General features: G+C 65.2%; 18 protein-coding genes. 10 read left to right on the top strand and 8 right to left on the bottom strand.

The genetic code is table 11. The features are described 5' to 3' along the window. Positions 1-78 precede the first annotated feature (78 nt). The 3 genes from ACVWW1_RS27665 (at position 79) to ACVWW1_RS27655 (ending at position 3,276) form a co-directional block, all read left to right on the top strand. Complete coding sequence (locus tag ACVWW1_RS27665; protein ID WP_097670965.1) at positions 79-468, top strand: carboxymuconolactone decarboxylase family protein; 390 nt, start codon at positions 79-81, stop codon at positions 466-468. A 71-nt stretch (positions 469-539) separates the two neighbouring features. Beyond that, positions 540-1,901: a 3-carboxy-cis,cis-muconate cycloisomerase gene (gene pcaB / locus ACVWW1_RS27660; RefSeq protein WP_456658095.1), complete on the top strand. Its 1,362-nt coding sequence runs from the start codon at positions 540-542 to the stop codon at positions 1,899-1,901. A gap of 118 nt (positions 1,902-2,019) precedes the next feature. Further along, a complete protein-coding gene (locus ACVWW1_RS27655; protein WP_456658094.1) occupies positions 2,020-3,276 on the top strand; it encodes an aminopeptidase in 1,257 nt (418 codons plus the stop codon). A 162-nt stretch (positions 3,277-3,438) separates the two neighbouring features. Here ACVWW1_RS27655 and ACVWW1_RS27650 read toward each other — a convergent pair whose 3' ends face one another. The 6 genes from ACVWW1_RS27650 to ACVWW1_RS27625 form a co-directional block, all read right to left on the bottom strand. After that, complete coding sequence (locus tag ACVWW1_RS27650) at positions 3,439-4,371, bottom strand: GNAT family N-acetyltransferase (RefSeq protein ID WP_456658093.1); 933 nt, start codon at positions 4,369-4,371, stop codon at positions 3,439-3,441. Positions 4,372-4,382: 11 nt separating this feature from the next. Then, the gene (locus ACVWW1_RS27645) at positions 4,383-5,432 is read right to left on the bottom strand and encodes an amidohydrolase family protein (RefSeq protein ID WP_456658092.1); all 1,050 of its coding nucleotides are present in this window, start codon (positions 5,430-5,432) and stop codon (positions 4,383-4,385) included. An 84-nt stretch (positions 5,433-5,516) separates the two neighbouring features. Continuing rightward, positions 5,517-6,872 carry an MFS transporter gene (locus ACVWW1_RS27640; protein WP_456658091.1) on the bottom strand — a complete coding sequence of 452 codons (1,356 nt, stop codon included), beginning with the start codon at positions 6,870-6,872 and terminating at the stop codon, positions 5,517-5,519. Positions 6,873-6,938: 66 nt separating this feature from the next. Then, entirely contained in the window at positions 6,939-7,400 is a 462-nt protein-coding gene (locus ACVWW1_RS27635; RefSeq protein ID WP_092119706.1) for a MerR family transcriptional regulator, read from the bottom strand. Next, positions 7,400-8,395, bottom strand: coding sequence for an aldo/keto reductase (locus tag ACVWW1_RS27630; RefSeq protein ID WP_456658090.1), 996 nt, complete (start codon positions 8,393-8,395; stop codon positions 7,400-7,402). The genes ACVWW1_RS27635 and ACVWW1_RS27630 overlap by 1 nt, the downstream gene beginning before the upstream one ends. Positions 8,396-8,516: 121 nt before the next feature. Further along, on the bottom strand, positions 8,517-9,332 hold the full coding sequence (locus ACVWW1_RS27625; protein ID WP_456658089.1) for an MBL fold metallo-hydrolase: 816 nt from the start codon (positions 9,330-9,332) through the stop codon (positions 8,517-8,519). 174 nt (positions 9,333-9,506) lie between these two features. Between ACVWW1_RS27625 and ACVWW1_RS27620 the strand changes: the two genes are divergently transcribed. Further along, a complete protein-coding gene (locus ACVWW1_RS27620; RefSeq protein WP_456658088.1) occupies positions 9,507-10,445 on the top strand; it encodes an alpha/beta fold hydrolase in 939 nt (312 codons plus the stop codon). A gap of 8 nt (positions 10,446-10,453) precedes the next feature. Here ACVWW1_RS27620 and ACVWW1_RS27615 read toward each other — a convergent pair whose 3' ends face one another. Continuing rightward, a complete protein-coding gene (locus ACVWW1_RS27615; protein ID WP_456658087.1) occupies positions 10,454-11,974 on the bottom strand; it encodes a permease in 1,521 nt (506 codons plus the stop codon). Next, positions 11,971-12,723, bottom strand: coding sequence for an ABC transporter ATP-binding protein (locus tag ACVWW1_RS27610; protein WP_456658086.1), 753 nt, complete (start codon positions 12,721-12,723; stop codon positions 11,971-11,973). The genes ACVWW1_RS27615 and ACVWW1_RS27610 overlap by 4 nt, the downstream gene beginning before the upstream one ends. 293 nt (positions 12,724-13,016) lie before the next feature. Here ACVWW1_RS27610 and ACVWW1_RS27605 point away from each other — a divergent pair, with 293 nt between their 5' ends. The 6 genes from ACVWW1_RS27605 to ACVWW1_RS27580 all read left to right on the top strand — a co-directional run bounded on the left by ACVWW1_RS27605 (position 13,017) and on the right by ACVWW1_RS27580 (position 19,874). Then, entirely contained in the window at positions 13,017-13,892 is an 876-nt protein-coding gene (locus ACVWW1_RS27605; RefSeq protein WP_021080282.1) for a branched-chain amino acid ABC transporter permease, read from the top strand. 10 nt (positions 13,893-13,902) lie between these two features. Next, a complete protein-coding gene (locus ACVWW1_RS27600; protein ID WP_456658085.1) occupies positions 13,903-15,054 on the top strand; it encodes a branched-chain amino acid ABC transporter permease in 1,152 nt (383 codons plus the stop codon). After that, entirely contained in the window at positions 15,051-15,809 is a 759-nt protein-coding gene (locus tag ACVWW1_RS27595; protein ID WP_207834698.1) for an ABC transporter ATP-binding protein, read from the top strand. Before ACVWW1_RS27600 ends, ACVWW1_RS27595 begins: the two co-directional genes overlap by 4 nt. A 10-nt stretch (positions 15,810-15,819) precedes the next feature. Next, positions 15,820-16,599 (top strand): ABC transporter ATP-binding protein, encoded by a 780-nt coding sequence (locus tag ACVWW1_RS27590; RefSeq protein WP_207834699.1) that lies wholly within the window; start codon positions 15,820-15,822, stop codon positions 16,597-16,599. Positions 16,600-16,755: 156 nt separating this feature from the next. After that, positions 16,756-18,594, top strand: a complete 1,839-nt coding sequence (locus tag ACVWW1_RS27585; protein ID WP_456658084.1) for an AMP-dependent synthetase/ligase — start codon at positions 16,756-16,758, stop codon at positions 18,592-18,594. 80 nt (positions 18,595-18,674) lie between these two features. Then, on the top strand, positions 18,675-19,874 hold the full coding sequence (locus tag ACVWW1_RS27580) for an ABC transporter substrate-binding protein (RefSeq protein ID WP_456658083.1): 1,200 nt from the start codon (positions 18,675-18,677) through the stop codon (positions 19,872-19,874). The last annotated feature ends 19 nt before the right edge of the window (positions 19,875-19,893 follow it).

Genomic DNA, 19,893 nt, shown 5'->3' with positions numbered 1-19,893 from the left:
CAAGTATGAAGCCGATTGGAATATTGAGATGCGATATATTTATCCGTATAAATAGCCCGTACGGGGAGCCTGACGACGATGGTGGACACCAGCGATCTCCACGCCCGCGGGCTGCGCCGGCGCCAGAAGATGTTCGGCGAGGTCGATGTCGCCAAGCGGATGGCGGCCGCGGGCGATTTTGGCACGCCGCTGCAAAACATCATCAATGCCTACGTCTATGGCGACGTCTGGGAGCGCAGCGGGCTGTCCGACCAGATCCGCAGCCTCGTGATGCTCGGCATCACTGCGGCGAGCAGCAAGCCGACCGAGTTCCGCGTTCATGCCAAGGGTGCGCTGGCCAATGGCTGCACCGCCGCGCAGGTGCAGGACGTGCTGCTGCTGGTCGCGATGTATTGCGGCATTCCGGCCGCGATCGAGACCAGCAAGATTGCAGCCGAGGTGTTCGGCGAGGCGCCTGCGGAGGGATAGGGCACGGACCCGCGCCGTGATAGGGACGTTGCCGACTGCGACCGGCAACAGGATGTGCCCAAGGATCTGCCATGTCCGCCTTTCCGACCTCGACCACCGTGCTCGATTCCGTGCTGTTTCGCGATGCCTTCGGCACAAGCGCGATGCGCGAGGCGTTTTCCGACCTGCGGCTGCTGCAACGCTATGCCGAGGTCGAAGTCGCGCTGGCAAAGGCCGAAGCGCGTTGCGGCGTGATCCCTGCGGAAGCGGCCGAGGAGATCGCAAAGCGCACCGACGTCGCCGCGTTCGATTTCGACCTGCTGCGGCAGGAGACCGACATCGTCGGCTACCCGATCCTGCCGCTGGTGCATCAGATGGCAAAGCAGTGCGGCGAAGCGGGCCGCTATGTCCATTGGGGCGCGACCACGCAGGACATCATGGACACCGCCGTGGTGCTGCAACTGCGCGACGGCCTGAAAATCGTTGAGGAGGATATCAGCGCGCTGCGCGGCATCCTCGCCGACCTCTCGAAACGATACCGCGACACGCCGATGGCCGGTCGCACCCATCTGCAGCAGGCGCTGCCGGTGACCTTCGGCTACAAGACCGCGATCTGGCTCGCCGCCTTCGATCGCCACGCCGCGCGGCTGGCGGAGCTGAAGCCGCGCGTGCTGGTCGGTCAGTTCGCCGGCGCCGCCGGCACGCTGGCCTCGCTGGGTGACAAGGGCTTCGAGGTCCAGCAGGCGCTGTGCGAGGAGCTCGGCCTCGGCATTCCCGTCTCCACCTGGCATGTCGCGCGCGACGGTCTGGCGGAAGCGGTGAACTTCCTCGCGCTGGTGACGGGAACGCTCGGCAAGATCGCGCTCGACATCATGATCATGGCGTCGACCGAATTCGGCGAGGTCTACGAACCCTTCGTGAAGGGACGCGGCGCCTCCTCGACCATGCCGCAGAAGCGCAACCCGATCTCGTCGGAGCTGATGCTCGCCGCTTCCAAGGCGGTGCGCCAGAATGCAGGTTTGATGCTGGACGCGATGGTGCAGGATTTCGAGCGCGCCACCGGCCCGTGGCACGCCGAATGGATGGCGATCCCGGAAAGCTTCGTGCTGACCGCAGGCGCCCTGCACCAGGCCAGGTTCGCGCTTGGCGGCCTGATCGTCGACGAGAAGCGGATGGCCGACAATCTCGACATCAGCCGCGGGCTGATCGTCGCCGAAGCCGTGATGATGGGCCTTGCGCCCGCGATCGGCCGGCAGGAGGCGCATGATGTGGTCTACGACGCCTGCCGTGTCGCCAACGACAGGGGTCTGACGCTGGCCGAGGCGCTGGCGGCGGATGATCGCGTCACGAGCCGGATCGACCGGGCGACGATCGACCGCCTCACCGCGCCGAAAAACTATCTCGGCCTCGCGCCCGCGATGGTCGACCGGGTGCTGGCTTCAGTGAAGCGGTAAAATTCGACGCAATTGCTCGCCGTCGCGTGATCGGGCGCGGCGGGCGGGAACCTTGCGGATGCGGATCGAATTGGACTACGAATCCTCAAAGCCCTCAAACGACACGGCCGGACACTTCATGACCGCACATCAACGCAACCTTTCCGCCTCGATCGATCCTGTAAAGCTCGATCGGCTCGCCGAAGTCGCGATCAAGGTCGGCCTGCAACTGCAGCCGGGGCAGGATCTGCTGCTGACGGCGCCTGCGGCGGCAATGCCGCTGGTGCGGCGGGTCGTGGAACATGCTTACAAGGCCGGCGCGGGTCTCGTGACCCCGTTCTTCTCCGATGAAGAGCTCACGCTGGCGCGCTACCGCTACGCCAACGATGCGAGCTTCGATCGTGCCGCGGGCTGGCTCTACGAGGGGATGGCGAAGGCGTTCGGCGCGAACACCGCGCGGCTCGCGATCGTCGGCGACAATCCAATGCTGCTGTCGGGCGAAGACCCGACCAAGGTGGCGCGCGCCAGCAAGGCCAATTCGATCGCCTACCAGCCGGCGCTGGAGAAGATCGTCAATTTCGACACCAACTGGAACATCATCGCCTATCCCAGCACGTCCTGGGCGAAGCAGGTATTCCCCGATGATGCCGAGGACGTCGCGGTGGCGAAACTCGCTGATGCGATCTTCTCCGCGTCCCGGGTCGATCAGGACGGCGCCGTCGCCAACTGGGAACAGCACAATGCCAAGCTGCGCGAGCGCACCGAATGGCTGAACGGCCAGCGCTTCCACGCCCTGAAATATTCCGGTCCCGGAATGGACCTCACCATTGGCCTTGCCGACGGTCATGAATGGGAAGGCGGCGCGTCGACCGCCAAGAACGGCATTATCTGCAATGCCAACATCCCGACCGAGGAGGTCTTCACCACGCCGCACTGCCGCCGCGTCAGCGGCCACGTCGTCAGCTCCAAGCCGCTGTCCTATCAGGGTACCCTGATCGACAATATCTCGGTCAAGTTCGAGGAGGGCCGCATCGTCGAGGCCAAGGCCTCCCGCGGCGAGGAAGTGCTGAACAAGGTGCTCGACACCGACGAGGGCGCGCGCCGCCTCGGCGAGGTCGCGCTGGTGCCGCACTCATCGCCGATCTCGAAGAGCGGGCTGTTGTTCTTCAATACGTTGTTCGACGAGAACGCCGCCTCGCACATCGCGCTCGGCCAGTGCTACTCGAAATGCTTCGTCAACGGCGACAAGCTGACGCCGCAGCAGATCGCCGAGCAGGGCGGCAACAAGAGCCTGATCCATATCGACTGGATGATCGGCTCCGCCCACACCGACATCGACGGCATCCACGCCGACGGCCGCAGCGTGCCGGTGTTCCGCAAGGGCGAGTGGGCGTAAGCGGCGACTGCCCACTCAGTCCCGTCATCCTGAGGTGCGAGCGGAGCGAGCCTCGAAGGATGCACGGCCCCGCCGGTGGCCCTCGACCCTTCGAGACGCGCTACGCGCTCCTCAGGGTGACGGGGATAAATCTGCTGTTGCCGGACTTACACTGCAGGCCGGCTAACGAAACCGCCGCTCACGTGCCGCGAGCAGTTCGCCGCGCGGCGCGCTGAAGCGGCAGGTCTCGTGCTGGGGCCGGAAGCCGAGCCGGCGATAGATCTTCAGCGCGGGCGCGTTGCGGCTCGAGACGTTGAGCCAGCAGGGATGTTCGACCGACACGTCGTGTGCGGCCAGTACGCGATAGACCAGCAGTTGGCCGAGCCCGCGTCCTTGCCGCGCCGGATCGACGGCGACCGACTCGATCCACATCGAGTTCCGCTCCGGCTCGGTCAGGCAGAAGCCCGACATCTGGCCATCTTCCGACGCGATCCAGACTTCGCTCTCGGACAGGACCTGCGCCATCTCCTCCGGAGAATACCGGCGGAACGCGGAGTCCGAGGCATAGGCGGCGTTGTGGATGCGCGCCACCTCGGCGGCACAGGCGGTGACGTCGCTGACCTGCTCGATGGTGGCGCGGGCCGCCGCGAGGGTGCGTGCCGGCTGCAACGGCTCGACGCATTTCATCCCGATTTCGGACTCGACATGAACAAAGCCGAAGGCGGCCACGAAGGCCATTCCCGCCGGCCAATCGCTGCTCACCAGCGTCTGGACGGTGAGATCGGGATCAGTGTCGATCGCAAGCACGTCGTCGAACAGCGCGAGGCCAATCCGGCGGCGCCGCATCTCGGGCGCGACGACGATCTTGAGGAACCGGGAATGATGCGCGCCCTGATCGCGCAACGATGATTCAGCGAGGCCAAGGAGTCGGCCGTTCCGTTCAGCAATACGGAAGTCGCGGCCGCCACGGTTCTGCGGCAGTTTCAGGAACTGGTCCCACTGCGGCAGCGTGACAGGGCCCAGCCGCGGTTCCACCGCAGCCGCCTTTGCGTAGAGTTCGACCACCGCTTCTGCATCAGCCTCACGAAGCGGCCGGATGGTGATGCTGTCATCCATGAGTCGGAAGTTTACCCGATATCGAGCCGATAGACATCCTTTGCCGTCTGCAAGAACAACGCCGTCTTCTCGGCTTCGCTATATTGTGATGCAAGCCGTTTAAAGGTGTTGAAGATCACCTGATAGCTGCACTGTCCCTTATCAGGTGGGAAGTTGCTTTCGAACATGCAACGGCTCGGGCCGAACGCCTCGATGCAGGTCTCCACATAGGGCCGCCAGGCGGCGGCGAGTTCCGCCGACGAGGGCGGCCTGGGGCGGAGGTGGAAGTCGTAGCCGAGCAGGCACATCGCCAGCCCGCCGAGCTTGACCACGACGTTCGGGCATTTGGCGATCTCCTGGATCGACGCCTTCCAGACCGGAAAGGTCTCCTCGCGCTTGCCGGCGAAGCGGCCGGTGCCGACCGGGCCGCCGCAATGGTCGAGCACGATCCGGGTGTCTGGAAAGGCACGGGCGAGGTCGGTCAGTTCGCCGATCTGCGGGTGGAACAGCCAGGCATCGAAGCTGAGGCCGAGCGGCGCCAGGCAGGCGAACCCCCTACGAAAGGTGGCATCCAGCAAGATGCCCTTCGGGCGATTGGCATACATGTGGGCGACGTTGGGGTCCTCGTCCCAGGCCGAGGAGTGGCGAATGCCGCGGAACCGGCCGTTGCCGGCGGCGATTTCCGCCTCGAGCACCGCCTTGGCCTGGTCGCCGATCAAAAGGTTAACGTGGCTGACGATGCCGGCGCAGATCGCCGCCTTGCCGTAGCCGGCGCTCGCCGCCATCGCGGCGACGCCGTTGGCGAACTCGACCTCGCCGACCGGGCGGAACGCCTCCGGCCCGTCGGTGCGATACATCGACCGGCAATCAACATAGACGGTCGCGACGATGTTGTGGCCGGAGGCGATGTCATCGCGCATCTCCTCGATCAGATAGCGCAAGCCCCCACGGTCCCAGAGATGATGATGCGGATCGACGATCGGCCTGTTGGGATCGATGATCTCCTCGGTGTATTGGGCGAGCCAGTCTTCGCGCGGATTGGCATAGAGCCCGCTCGCAGAGGCGGGCAGAGTGCTGGCCATGGATGATGCTCCCTGTTTTTTGCTCTTGTCGGCCGCCGATCCGGTGTCGGCTGTGCGAAGGATAACGAGCCGCGCGCGAGCAGGTCAAATGCGCAGCCGTGGCGCCTCGTGCCCCGTCACCATCCACGCCACGCCAGCGCCAGCGAACTGGACCAGGCTTCCGGCGATCATCGCGAGCAGCAGGCCGTGGCTGCCGCCGCCGGTTGCGGCGTAGCACGCGCCGAGCACCGCAACCCCGATCGTCGCGCCGCTGATCCGGGCCACGTTGATCAGCGCCGCAGCCGTACCGGCCCGCGCAGCGGCGACGTCGCCGACGGCCATCGCCGAGAGCGGCCCCGCGGCGAGGCCGAGCCCGAGCCCGGTGATGGCCAGTCCGAACTCGGCCAGGGCAATGTCCGGTCGGAGGCCACCGAGGCCAATCATCAGGAGGCCGCCGCCCATCAGCGTCACGCCGCCCGAGGTGGCCGCGCGCAGCCCGAGCTTTTCCGACAGCATGCCGGAGAACGGTGAGACCAGGACGAAGACCAGCGACATCGGCAGCAGCGCGGCGGCGCTTGCCGCGGCATCGAGCCGTCCGCTCGACTGCCACGCCAGCGGCAGCACGAAGACCATGCCGTATCCGCCGAATGTCATACCCGTGGTGGCGATCATGGCGGCGCGGAACCGGCGTGCGCTGAAAATCTCCGGCGACAGCAGCGCCCCGGCCCCTCTCCTTCTTTCGACGGCGATCAGCAGGGCTACCGAAAGCGAAGCGACTATCAGTGCAGCGGTCATCGCGCCCGGCGCCGATTGTGCGCCGATGGTGGCATAGGTCAGGCTTCCAAGCGCCAATGCACCGCAGAGCTGGGCCGGAATGTCGACCGCGCGCCGCTGCGGGTTGACCGATTCCGGGATCGTCGACCCAGCCATCAGCACGACGAGCAGGCCGAACGGCACGATCACCAGGAAGATGCTGCGCCAGCCCAACCACGGGATCAGCAGCCCGCCAAGGCTCGGTCCCAGTGCCATGGCGACGCCGTTGCAGGCGGCCCAGATACCAAGTGCACGGGCGCGCTCGTCCGGCCGGTCCCAGACCACCCGGATGATCGCAAGCGAGGCCGGAATCATCAACGCACCGCCGGCGCCGGTGAGTGCGCGACCGACGATCAGCACCAGCGCGGATGGCGCGGCCGCGCACACCAGAGATGCGCCGGTGAAGATCGCGGCGCCGCAGATCAGGATGCGGCGCCGGCCGTATCTGTCCGCGAGCATCCCGCCGGTCAGCAGCGAGACCGCGTAGACCAGATTGTAGCTGTCGACGATCCATTGCAACTCATCGACACCGGCGCCGAAATGATCGCCGATCGCGCGCGCGCCGAGATTGACGATGAACGTATCGATGTGCGCGATCGTGACGGCGAGGCACAGCGTCAGCAGCGTGAGCCGGTGCGATGCGCGCATGGCAAAGGGTTTACGCCGAAGCATATCGTCCATCGCGGATCCTGCTATTCGATGTTGGCGGGGCGTTCAGGCCCTGGTGGCGGACCGCTTGGCGCGGGCGCGCTGCTGTGGCGAGACCTTGGGCCGCGTGCCTGCCGCGACCCACTCGTCGTAGAACTCGATCTTGGCGTCGACCAGCGCGAGCGCTTCGGTCCATTTGGCGATCATGGCCCGGACGCGGAGCTGGTGCTCGGCGAGCAGCGCGCGGCGCTTGCGTAAGGTCGCGCTGCCCTGCTTCACGAGCGTGGTATAGTCGCGAAGCTGCTTGATCGACATCCCGGTCAAGCGCAGCCGCTCCATCAGATCGAGCCAGCCGATGTGATAGTCGTTGTAGACGCGGCGGCGGCCGCGGTCCCTGACGACGCCTGGCATCAGGCCCTGCGCTTCATACCAGCGGATGGTATGCACGCTTCGGCCGGAGCGCCGCGCGATGTCGCCGATGTAGAGTGCGTTCGGCGTCGCCTGCAAATCGGGTGTCCGGGCGTCCATCACAGATAGACCGCTTTCATCGCGCCGGCCGGATAGCGCTCACCTGCCGCGGCGCCGGCCGGGATGGCTGCTGAAATCCGTGCCAGCTCGTGCGGCGAAAGCACCACGTCGAGGGCGTCGATGTTCTCGTCCAGCCGGCTGCGCTGCTTGGTGCCGGGAATCGGCACGATGTCCTGTCCCTGAGCCAGCAGCCAGGCGAGCACGAGCTGAGCCGGTGTGCAATTCTTCTCGCGTGCGATCGTCACGATGCCGCTGACGAGATCGCGGTTGCGGGCAAAATTATCGCCGGCGAAGCGCGGATGATCGCCGCGGCGATCGCCCGCGATGTCGGCCGGCGACTGGATCTGCCCGGTCAGGAAGCCGCGGCCGAGCGGCGAATAGGCGACGAAGGCGATACCGAGCGCTCGCGTCGTCTGCAGGGTCTCCTCGGCCTCGCTGCGGTACAGCAGGGAATATTCGGTCTGCACCGCGGCCAGCCTGTGCACCTTGTGCGCGCGGCGAATGGTTTCGGGGCGCGCCTCGCACAGGCCGAGATGGCGAACCTTTCCTTGCTCGACCAGACGCGCCATCGCGCCGACCGTATCCTCGATCGGGACGTTCGGATCGATGCGGTGCTGGTAGTAGAGATCGATCGTTTCGATGTTGAGCCGCTTCAGGCTCGCCTCGCAGGCTTGCTGGACATAGGCGGGCCGTCCGTCCACGCCCTGTCCGGTCGCGGTCTTCAATTGACCGAATTTGGTCGCGATCACGACCCTGTCGCGCAGGCCCTTCAGCGCGCGGCCCAGCAATTCCTCGTTGTGGCCCCAGCCATAGAGATCGGCGCTGTCGAGGAAGTCGATGCCCCGGTCGATGGCGTAGCGGATGAAGTCGGGCGTCGCCGTATCGTCATTGGCGCCGTAGACGCCGGACAGTGACATGCAGCCGAGCCCAACGGCGGAAACCTGCGGGCCGTCATTGCCGAGCCTGCGGTGCGGGAGTTTGCTTGAAGGTGTCATGCGGTTGGTCCTCGTGGCCGGGTGTTGCCGGACGATCCCGAGTGAACAAGCTAGAGTATACTCTAGGTCAAGCGCGAAAAGTGCAGGCGCACGAAATCGTGTCAGGGGGCAGTCGGGCGCCTTATACGCCGTCGAGGATGATCACCGTTGGCGTCCCCGGCAGCGTGTCGCGCGAGATCCGCAAGGTGCGCTCGCCGCCGCGGCGGTCGATCTCGAATTGCTGGCCGATCAGGCGCATGAACTCGTCGAGCGGGGTCGCGAACCGGTGCATCGGCAGCACGACGGCGGCGCGCAACCGCCTGGTGATCTCGGAGATGCCGTCGAGCGACATCGTATAGGTGCCGTCGATCGGCACCATCACGATGTCGAGCCGGCCGATCGCCGCGAAATGGCTGTCGTCGAGCTTGACATGAAGGTGGCCGAGATGGCCGATGCACAGGCCGGCGACCTCGAAGATGAAGATCGAGTTGCCGTCCTTGATCATCTCGCCGCCGGAATCTTCGCCCCAATAGCGGCGGATGTCGGTGGTGACGTTGCGGATATAGACGTCGCCGATCCGCATCCCGTAATGCGCGGCCTGGCCGTTCTCGCCCCAGCCATGCAGCACGTGCGGAATCCTGGGATCGGGAAACAGCGTGTAATGCGTCGCGTGGGCCCGGTTCATGGTCGCGATGTCGGGCAGCCGCCCGGTCTGATAGGCGCCGTTGTAGTCGGTCGCGATCCTGATGCCGCCGGGCGTGTCGATGTAATAAGTGGAATGGCCGGCATAGGTGATCGCGACCTCGTCGGCTTTGGCCGCGACGCGCCGGTCGTTCACCGGGGTGGCGCGGGGTGGCGCATTGGCCATCGCCAGGCACTCGCTGCGCTGGGCATCCTGCGCCAGGGCGTAGCTGGTGAACGTTCCCAGCAAGACGAGCGCGGCGAGCAATCTCAGCATGACCTGTTCCGCCTTCGGCGATATCCGCCGGCGTCAGACTATCGCGCAATTGGCGTGCCGTCATGATGAGGCGGGCGCATCGCTCCATGTCGTTGGCTGCAATACGATCCGGGCGATTATTGCGTCAGGACGCGTTACCATGCTGCGCAGATCAGAGCGATCAGGGAGTTCTGCGTGACTGACAATAGCTCCGCGCCGCGCGCATCATCCACCAAACGGCTCGAGCCATTGCGCCATGTCGACGCCGGCGTGCTCGACATCGCCTATTTCGAGGCGGGTCCCGCCGACGGTCCGGCCGTGATGCTGATGCACGGCTTTCCCTACGACATCCATTCCTATGTGGATGTTGCCCCGATGTTGGCGGCACAGGGTTGCCGGGTCATCGTGCCCTATCTGCGTGGCTACGGCCCGACGGTATTCCGTGACAAGGCGACACCGCGCTCGGGCGAGCAGGCGGCGGTCGGGGCTGACCTGATCGCGCTGATGGATGCGCTCGGCATCAAGCGCGCGGTGGTCGCCGGGTACGATTGGGGCGGCCGCGCCGCCTCGATCGGTGCGGCGCTGTGGCCGGAACGATGCATCGGGCTCGTCTGCACCAACGGCTACATGATCCAGGATATCGCACATGCGATGGTGCCGGCGCGGCCGGATCACGAAGTGGCGCTGTGGTATCAATATTACTTCCAGCTCGAGCGCGGACGGGCCGGGCTTGCCGCCAACCGGCGCGGCATCGCCAGGATATTGTGGGCGCAATGGTCGCCAAGCTGGGCGTTCGACGACGTCTGTTTCGAGCGCACCGCGATCGCATTCGACAATCCGGACTATGTCGACGTCGTGATCCACAGCTACCGACATCGCTTCGGCCTCGCCGATGGGGACCCGCAATATGCGGAGGTGCAGCGGCGGCTCGCCGCATTGCCGGTGATTGCGGTCCCCACGATCTCGCTCGATGGCGCCGACGACGGCGTGACGCCTGCGCGCGACGGCAGCGCCAGCGCGGCCAAGTACACTGCCCGCCGGGCGCATCGCGTGATCCCGGGCGCCGGCCACAATCTGCCGCAGGAAGCGCCGGAGGCGTTCGCCGCGGCGGTGATGGAGCTGGTGAAGGGTTAGCGTGGTTCCTACGCGCGGCGCGGGCTGATCTTCCAGGCGATCGCGAGCGTCAACAGCGTCAGAATGCCGCTGACGAACGCGGCCGTCGGGATCGTCAGGGCCAGCGCTGCGGTTGCGGCCCAGCCGATCGAGGAGAAGGCTTCCGCGAAGGTGGCGATGCGGGAGGAGGTCTGGCGCCGGCGGAACTGGCTGCGCTTGGCCTGCGCGCGGAACCAGAGCTGGACCGCGGCGGCGGATGCGGTCGCGATGACGATCGCGATCGCCGTGACCGCGGCCTGCCCCGGCGAGGCGAATGCCAGCGCGGCCACCAGCGGCGCGAAGACGGCGGCGATCGCGATCAGGACGACCTCGACCTTGGCACGGGTCACGCGCGACGGCGGCAGCGGCGCGGTCGCCACCAGATCGGGCGCGTCCTCGCCCGAGATGGTCAGCCACGCCAGTCCGCCGGCGAGCTGGCCTGCGGCCATCACGATGACAGGCGTGATCAGCACGATCGCGGTCGACGTGCCGGAGAAGGATCGCCACAGCATCAGCGCCGGCGGCAGCAAATAGAGCATCTGCATCAGGCTCTGCGACAGCAGCCATGGATCGCGGCGCAGCAGCAGAAATTCCTTGCGCCGCAGCGCCTGTTGCCGCGAGCCGGTCCGGAATGCGCGGGCCCGTCCCTGCGTGACCGTCGCCGGATTGGCGGCGACGCGTGCGACGGTGTCGGCAAACCGCGGCGCGAACACCGCCATCACGACGCCGAGCAGCACGAGCGCGGTGGCGAGCAGCAGCATCATGATTTCGAAATCGCCGAGCGATGCGCGCGCCGGCCACCAGACGAGGCTGTCGAGGGCCGGGGCAATTCGTGCCGCGGTATCCGAGGTCAGAAAGGCAAAGCGCGACAGCGTGCCGTAGGACAGCACGGCGACGACTTGCAACGCGATGACGAAGCCGGCGCCGATGACGGCGGAGACGATCTGTGCCACCAGCCGCGTCCGGCCCGGTCCGATCAGGCGAAACAGCAACGCGGTGACGGCGATCGCCGCCGCCGCCGCCGACAGCCCGATCGCAAGGACGACGCCGAAGCCGGCAAGCCAACGTGCACCGCCGAGATATACCAGCACGTCGATGAACGGCGTCGACAGCAAGAGCGCCATGCTGCTCACCGTCAGCGCGATCGCGGCGATCCGGATCGAGAAGATGTTGGTGAGCTTTGCCGGCGACGACATGATCAGGTCGAGATCGGCGCGGGCGTAGAACACCCGCGTCACCGACTCGATCGCCTGCGAGAGCATCAGCGCCCAGGACAGGAAGATCGTCGCGGTCAGCACGATCAGCGAGGACGGATCGAGCGGAAACCGCAGGTCGACATAGCGGGCGACCACGGCATAGGCCGGCAGATGCAGGATCGCCGCGAAGATCAGCAGGCCGATGACGGCGCGGTTGCGCCGGCGCCGGCCGCCGGTCATCATCGCCAGCCATTCGCGCCACGCCAGGCGGAATTCGTGGCGGGCGAACCAGGTGAGGTGGGCTGTCGAGCTCACGCGGCGGCCGCCTCGGTATCGACCAGCGCGATGAACATGTCCTCGAGGGTGGTGTCGTTGCGGCCGTTCTGCTCGCGCAGCTCGGCCAGCGTGCCCTCGGCGATCAGCCTGCCGGCCGCGATCACGCCGATCCGGTCGGCCATGCGCTCGGCGACCTCGAGAATGTGAGTGGTCATGATCACGGTGCAGCCGGCCCGGACGCGCTCCTGCAGCAGTCCCTTGACGTGACGCGCCGACAGCGCGTCGAGGCCGGTCAGCGGCTCATCGAGAATGATCAGGCGGGGATCGTGCACCAGCGCACCGGCGAGCGCCACCTTCTGGCGCATGCCCTTGGAGAAGCCCTCGCAGCGCGCGTTGAGATGCGGCTCGAGCCCGAGCGACACCAGGAGACTGCGCGCCGACTTCTCCGACGTGCGGGGATCGATGCCCCACAGGCCGGCGACGAATTCGAGATATTCGAGCGGCGTCAGCTTGTCGTAGATCATCGGCTCGTCGGACACCCAGGCCATGATCTGCTTGGCTGAGACCGGGTCGGCCAGCGCATCGATGCCGAGGATCGACACCGAGCCGGCATCGGGCCGCAATAGCCCCGCCACCATGCGCAGCGTCGTGGTCTTGCCGGCGCCGTTCGGCCCGAGCAGCGCATAGAATTCACCGACACGGACGGTGAGATCGAGCGCGTCGACCGCCGGGCGGTCGAAACGCTTGGTTAACCCTCGCACGGCGAGTGCGGACAGTTCCGAGGTCATGGTGCGTTGGCGATCCGGGAGTTCGCTCGTCGGTTGCATAAGCTTGGACAAAAACCGTTTCGGTGCAGTGAATCGCACGGGGCAAATCGAACGCGATATCCGTATTAGTCCGTGCTGCGGCATATCTCCGCAAATGTGATGATACAGCCGGATCAGCGGTTTGTTGACAGGGATCGGGCCTTTTGGCTCAATCGGGGCGGACATAGGCAGCTTTCAGCGCTTCCGACACAAGGGCGCGAAGGCGGGATGCAACGAGCGATCGGGAAGAATCGCCGGGCATCGGGGAGGGAACGATGCTGGACTTTGTTCAGCAGCTCGTCAGCGGCATCGCGCTCGGCTGCGTTTACGGCCTGATCGCGCTCGGCTTCGTGCTGGTCTACAAGGCAACCGAGGTCGTCAATTTCGCGCAAGGCGATTTGATGATGCTGGGCGGCTTTTTCGCCTTCACCTTCATCGGCATGCTCGGGCTGAATTACTGGGTCGGCTTCGCCGGTGCGGTGATCTGCATGGCGCTGTTCGGCATGCTGGCCGAGCGGCTGGTGGTACGGCCGATCCTCGGCTATCCACAGTTCTCCATCATCATGGCGACGATCGGGCTCGGCTATTTCCTGCGCTCGGTCGCGGGCATGATCTGGGGCACCGACGACTTCAAGATCGAAACGCCGTTCAGCCAGGGCGTCTTGAGGATCGGCAGCCTGGTGCTCGCCTATGACAAATTGTCGGTGATCGCGGCGACCATCATCCTGTGCGCGCTGCTCTATCTGTTCTTCAACCGCACCACGCTCGGCACCGCGATGCGCGCCAGCTCCGAGAACATGCTGGCTGCCTATTACATGGGCATCCCGGTCAAGCGCGTGGTCTCGATCGTCTGGGCGATCTCGGCGGCGGTGGCGACCTGCGCCGGCGTGCTGCTGGCGCCGATCACCTTCATCCATTCCAATGTCGGCCTGGTGCTGGGGCTGAAGGCGTTTCCGGCCGCGGTGCTCGGCGGCTTCGGCTCGATCCCCGGCGCGGTGGTCGGCGGCGTGCTGATCGGCGTGATCGAGAGCATGGCCGGTTTCTACCTGCCGCAGGGTTGGAAGGACGTCGCGCCCTACATCGTTCTGCTCGCGGTGCTGCTGCTCAAGCCCGAGGGCCTGTTCGGCCTTCATGTCCGTAAGAAAGTCTGAGGAGGAGCGCATGCGGTTTCTCTTCAAGACCGATTACGAAGATGACATCAGGCTGTTCCCGCATTCCGGCTATATCTATTCCTACGGCCTGCTGCTGGCGGTGCTGCTGATCGCGCCCTACCTGCTCTCAAGCTATCTGATGAGCCAGCTCGTCTTCGTCTGCATCTATGCGACCGTCGGCGTCGGGCTGATGATCCTGACCGGCTTCACCGGGCAGGCCTCGCTTGGCCATGCCGCGTTTCTGGCCATCGGCGCCTACACCGCGGCCTATCTGCAGCAATTCAACGTGCCGTTCCCGGTCTATTTCCTCGCGGCGGGGCTGTTGACCGGCGTAGTCGGCGCGCTGGTCGGATTTCCGGCGTTGCGCCTGCAGGGCATCTATCTCGTGATCGCGACGATCTCGTTTGCCTTCATCGTCGAGGAAATCCTGGCGCGCTGGGAAAGCGTAACCCACGGCAATGAGGGCATGCGGGTCAAGACCATTCAGCTGCTCGGCACCACGGTGTCGCGCGACGGCCCGACCTTCTACTATCTGTGTCTTGCGGTGCTGGTACTGACCATCGTCGGCACGCTCAATCTGCTGCGCTCGCCGACCGGGCGCGCCTTCGTCGCGATCCGCGACAGCGAGACCGCGGCGCGCAGCATGGGCATCAACGTCGCGCTCTACAAGGTGAAGTCGTTCGCGATCTCGGCGGCGATCACCGGCTTTGCCGGCGTGCTGTTCGCCCACAAGCTCTCCTTCATATCGCCCGAGATGTTCACTTTGCAGCTCTCGATCGAGTTCATCATCGTGATCCTGATCGGCGGCACCTTCAGCCTGCATGGCGCGGTGCTCGGCGCGATCTTCCTGGTCATGATCGATCCGTTCCTGACCTACCTGAAGGACGACATGCCCGGCGTGATCAGCGGCGTCGCTGCCACGTTCGGCGCCGGCACGGAACGCGCGGGCCACATCCAGGATGCGGTCGCGGCGTTTGCCTCCGCCAACGGGCTGAAGGGCGCGATCTACGGCATCATCATCGTGGTGTTCGTGCTGTTCGAGCCCTTGGGGCTCTATGGCCGCTGGCTCAAGATCAAGCTCTTCTTCCAGCTGTTCCCGCTGTACAAGCGCGCTACCTTCAAGCGGCAGAAGATCTACGTGAAATCGGAGCGGAACCGATGAGCTATTTCCGCGCCGAGAACCTGTCCCTGCATTTCGGCGGCCTCAAGGCCGTCGATGCCGTCAGCTTCGCGGTCGAGAAGGGCGAGATCCTCTCGATCATCGGACCCAATGGCGCCGGCAAGAGCTCGATCTTCAACCTGATCTCGCGGATCTATCCGCCGACCTCGGGCAAGATCTTCTTCGAGGATCAGGACATCACGCAGGAGCCGGCCTACGACATTGCCAGGCTCGGCATCGCGCGGACCTTCCAGAACATCGAGCTGTTCGAGAATGCGACCGTGCTGAGCAATCTGCTGGTCGGCCGCCATCGCCATTCCACCACCCAGCTCTGGCAGGAGCTCTTGTTCCTGCCGAGCGTCCGTGCCGGCGAGAAGGCACATCGCCGCCGGGTCGAGCAGGTGATCGAATTTCTCGATCTCGAGCCGTACCGCGACAAGCTGATCTCGGGGCTGCCCTACGGGGTGCGCAAGGTGATCGAGCTGGCGCGGGCGCTGTGCTCGGAGCCGAAGCTGATCCTGCTCGACGAGCCGTCATCCGGCCTCAACGTCGAGGAGACCGACGACATGTCGTTCTGGATCCGCGACATGAAGAGCGAGCTCGGCATCACGGTGCTGATGGTCGAGCACGACATGACGCTGGTCAACCGCGTCTCCGACCGCGTCATCGCGCTGAACTACGGTCGCGTGCTGGCGATGGGCTCGCCGTCCGAGGTGCAGCACCATCCCGACGTCGTCGCAGCGTATCTCGGCGCATGAGGATGATGCCATGAGCGCAGCAGACATCATCCTGAAACTCTCCAACATCGAGAGCTATTACGGGCCGATCATGGCGATCCGCGGCATCAGCCTCGAGGTGCCGCGCGGCCGGATCGTGACGCTGCTCGGCGCCAACGGCGCCGGCAAGACTACGGTCTTGAAGACGATCTCCGGCATCCTCGATCCGCAGAAGGGCTCGATCGAATTCCTGGGCAGGCCGATCCAGCGCATGGAGGCCGACCGGATCGTGCGGCTCGGCCTCAGCCACGTGCCGGAAGGACGTGAGGTGTTTCCGTTCCTGTCGGTGCGCGAGAACCTGATGATGGGCGCCTATCTGCGCAAGGACCGCGACGGTGTGGCGCAGGACCTCGAGCGCGTCTACGGCTATTTTCCACGGCTGAAGGAGCGGCTCGGCCAGCCGGCAGGACAGCTTTCGGGCGGCGAGCAGCAGATGCTTGCGATCGGGCGGGCGCTGATGAACCGGCCGACACTGCTGCTGCTGGATGAGCCGTCGCTCGGACTGTCGCCGATCCTGGTAAAGGAGATCTTCACCATCATCCGCCGCGTCAATGAGGAGCAGGGCATGTCGATCCTGCTGGTCGAGCAGAATGCCAAGATCGCGCTGGAGACGGCGCATTACGGCTATGTGCTGGAGATCGGCCGCGTCGTCATGAACGACACCTGCGAGCGGCTGTTGAATTCGCCCGATATCCAGGAGTTCTACCTCGGCGCCAAGGAAGCGGGCGCGCGGGGTGAGCGGCGCTGGAAAAAGAAGAAGACGTGGCGCTGAGCTCAGATCGGCGCTGACGAAGGTTGGCGTCGACTAAAGTTGGCCGAGGAAGGTTTGGCGCTCAGAGCGAGTTGGAGCTAGATTTCGGGCCTGCTTCGCGAACAAGACCGGCATTCGAGCCGGCGGGTGAGGCAAGCGGCAGAGGAGGGAGCGCGCATGGCAGGACCAGCGGTGCTGACGGTTGCCGACACGATCGCGAGGAGCTTTCTGCTCGCGGTGCAAACGCGTGGCGACAGGCCCGCGATCCGCGAGAAGAAGTTCGGCATCTGGCAGCCGACCAGCTGGCGCGAATGGCTGCAGATCTCCAGGGACATCGCTTTCGGCCTGCATGCGACCGGCTTCCGTCCCGGCGACGTCGCCTCGATCATCGCCAACGCGGTGCCGGAATGGGTCTATGCCGACATGGGCATCCTGTGCGCCGGCGGCGTGTCCTCCGGCATCTATCCGACCGATTCGGCGGCGCAGGTCGAATACCTCGTCAATGATTCCCGCACGCAGGTGATGTTCGTCGAGGACGAGGAGCAGCTCGACAAGGTGCTGACCTGCCGGTCGCGCTGTCCGACGCTGGAAAAGATCGTGGTGTTCGACATGGAGGGCCTCTCCGGGTTCTCCGATCCGATGGTGCTGTCGCTCGCCGAATTCACCGCGCTCGGCCGCAATCATGCGCAGGGCAACGACGCCCTGTGGGATGAAATGACCGGCAGCCGCACCGCCTCCGATCTCGCGATCCTGGTCTATACGTCGGGCACCACAGGCCCGCCGAAGGGCGCGATGCATTCCAACCGCAGCGTGACGCACCAGATGCGCCACGCCAACGATCTCTATCCCTCGACCGACAGCGAGGAGCGGCTGGTGTTCCTGCCGCTCTGCCATGTCGCCGAGCGGGTCGGCGGCTACTACATCTCGCTCGCGCTGGGCTCGGTGATGAATTTTGCCGAGAGCCCGGAGACGGTGCCGGACAATCTGCGCGAGGTGCAGCCGACTGCATTCCTTGCGGTGCCCAGGATCTGGGAGAAGTTCTATTCCGGCATCACCATCGCGCTGAAGGACGCGACCCCGTTCCAGAACTGGATGTACGCCCGGGCGCTTGCGATCGGCAACCGGATGACCGAGTGCCGGCTGGAGGGCGAGACGCCGCCGCTATCGCTGCGGCTCGCCAACCGCGCGGCCTACTGGCTGGTGTTCCGCAACATCCGCCGCATGCTCGGGCTCGACCGCTGCCGGATCGCACTGACCGGGGCGGCGCCGATCTCGCCGGATCTGATCCGCTGGTATCTCGCGCTCGGCATCGACATGCGCGAGGTCTACGGCCAGACCGAGAATTGCGGCGTCGCGACCATGATGCCGGCAGACCGCATCAAGCTCGGCTCGGTGGGCAAGGCCGCGCCCTGGGGCGAGGTGATGATCTGCCCGAAGGGCGAGATCCTGATCAAGGGCGACTTCCTGTTCATGGGCTACCTCAACCAGCCGGAGAAGACCGCCGAGACGATCGACGCGAAGGGCTGGCTGCACACCGGCGACGTCGGTGCGATCGACAATGAAGGCTATGTGAAGATCACCGACCGGATGAAGGACATCATCATCACCTCCGGCGGCAAGAACGTCACGCCGTCGGAGATCGAGAACCAGCTCAAATTCTCGCCTTACGTGTCCGACGCGGTCGTGATCGGCGACAAGCGGCCGTATCTCACCTGCCTGATCATGATCGATCAGGAGAATGTCGAGAAATACGCCCAGGATCAGGACATCCCCTTCACCAACTACGCGAGCCTGTGCCGTGCCCGCGAGATCCAGGACCTGATCCAGCGCGAGGTCGAGGCGGTCAACGCCAAGTTCGCGCGCGTCGAGACCATCAAGAGATTCTACCTGATCGAGCGCCAGCTCACGCCCGAGGACGAGGAGCTGACGCCGACCATGAAGCTGAAGCGCAATTTCGTGAACAAGCGCTACGCGGCCGAGATCGACGCCATGTATGGCGCGCGGGCGGTTGCGTAGCCGGACGACGACGGACGCGGCGAGGGAGCGAGCAGGCCCGACCCTTCGCTCAACATGGGCCATGTAAGGAGGAGACTGCAATGTCGAAATCGCTGAAGGCGCTGGGCCTTGCGGTGAGCGCGCTGGCGCTGACCTGTCTGCCGGCCGCAGCCCAGACCAAGGTCACCAATGAAGGCATCTCGCCGACCGAGATCGTGATCGGAACGCATCAGGATTTGTCCGGCCCGATCAAGGTTTGGGGCGTCCCGGTGTCCAACGGCATGAAGATGGCGGTTGAGGAGATCAATGCCAGCGGCGGCATCAACGGTCGCAAGATCAAGATGATCCTGGAGGACAATGGTTACGACCCGAAGAAGGCCGTGCTGGCCTCGCAGAAGATGGTCGAGCGCGACAAGGTCTTCGCGATGATCGGTCCGATGGGCTCGCCGACCGTGCTCGCCGCGCAGGACATCCTGTTCGATGCCGGCGTGCTGCAGCTGTTCCCGCTGACCGCCGCCGAATTCACCTTCAAGTTCGATCCCGCCAAGCCGCAGGAGCGGCTGAAGTTCAACAACCTGCTGCCCTATGTCGAGAGCACCCGCGCCGCGATCAAATACATGATGGAGTGGAAGAACTTCAAGAAGCCCTGCATCATGCACCAGGACGACGAGTACGGTAAGAACGTGCTCGACGGCTTCACCCAGCAGCTCGCCGCGATGAAGGTGCAGCCGGCCTCGGTCACCAGCTACAAGCGCGGCGCCTCCGACTTCTCGGCGCAGGTCGCCAAGATGAAGTCCGACGGCTGCGATCTTGTCGTGCTCGGCACCGTGATCCGCGAGACCATCGGCGCGATGAACGAGGCGAAGAAGCTCGGTTGGGACGTCACCTTCCTCGGCGCGACGCCGACCAACGTGCTCGAAGTGCCGGCGCTCGGCAAGGAAGCCGTCGAGGGCCTCTACGCCGCGTCGGGCTTCGAGATCCCCTACGAAGACACGGCCAAGGGCAAGGTGAAGGACTGGCTCATCAACTACAAGAAGATGTTCAACAGCGAGGCCAACACGCAGGCGATCATCGGCTACAACGCGGTGATGACCTTCGCGTTCTACGCGCAGAAGGCGGGCAAGGATCTCACCGGCCAGAAGATGCTCGACGCGCTGGAGTCAGGCGACAAGTTCCTCGACATCTTCAGTTCGCCACCGACCAAGTTCTCCAAGACCGATCATCTCGCCAACACCATCACCCAGGTGCAGCAGGTCAAGGGCGGCCGCTGGGTGTTGGTGAAGGACAATTTGATGTTCTGAGAGGCGGTCCAGAATTCCA

It is taken from the genome of Bradyrhizobium sp. JR3.5 (genome assembly GCF_054057015.1).
Note: the sequence above shows the minus strand (reverse complement) of the source record. Positions and strands in the feature narration are given on the sequence as shown.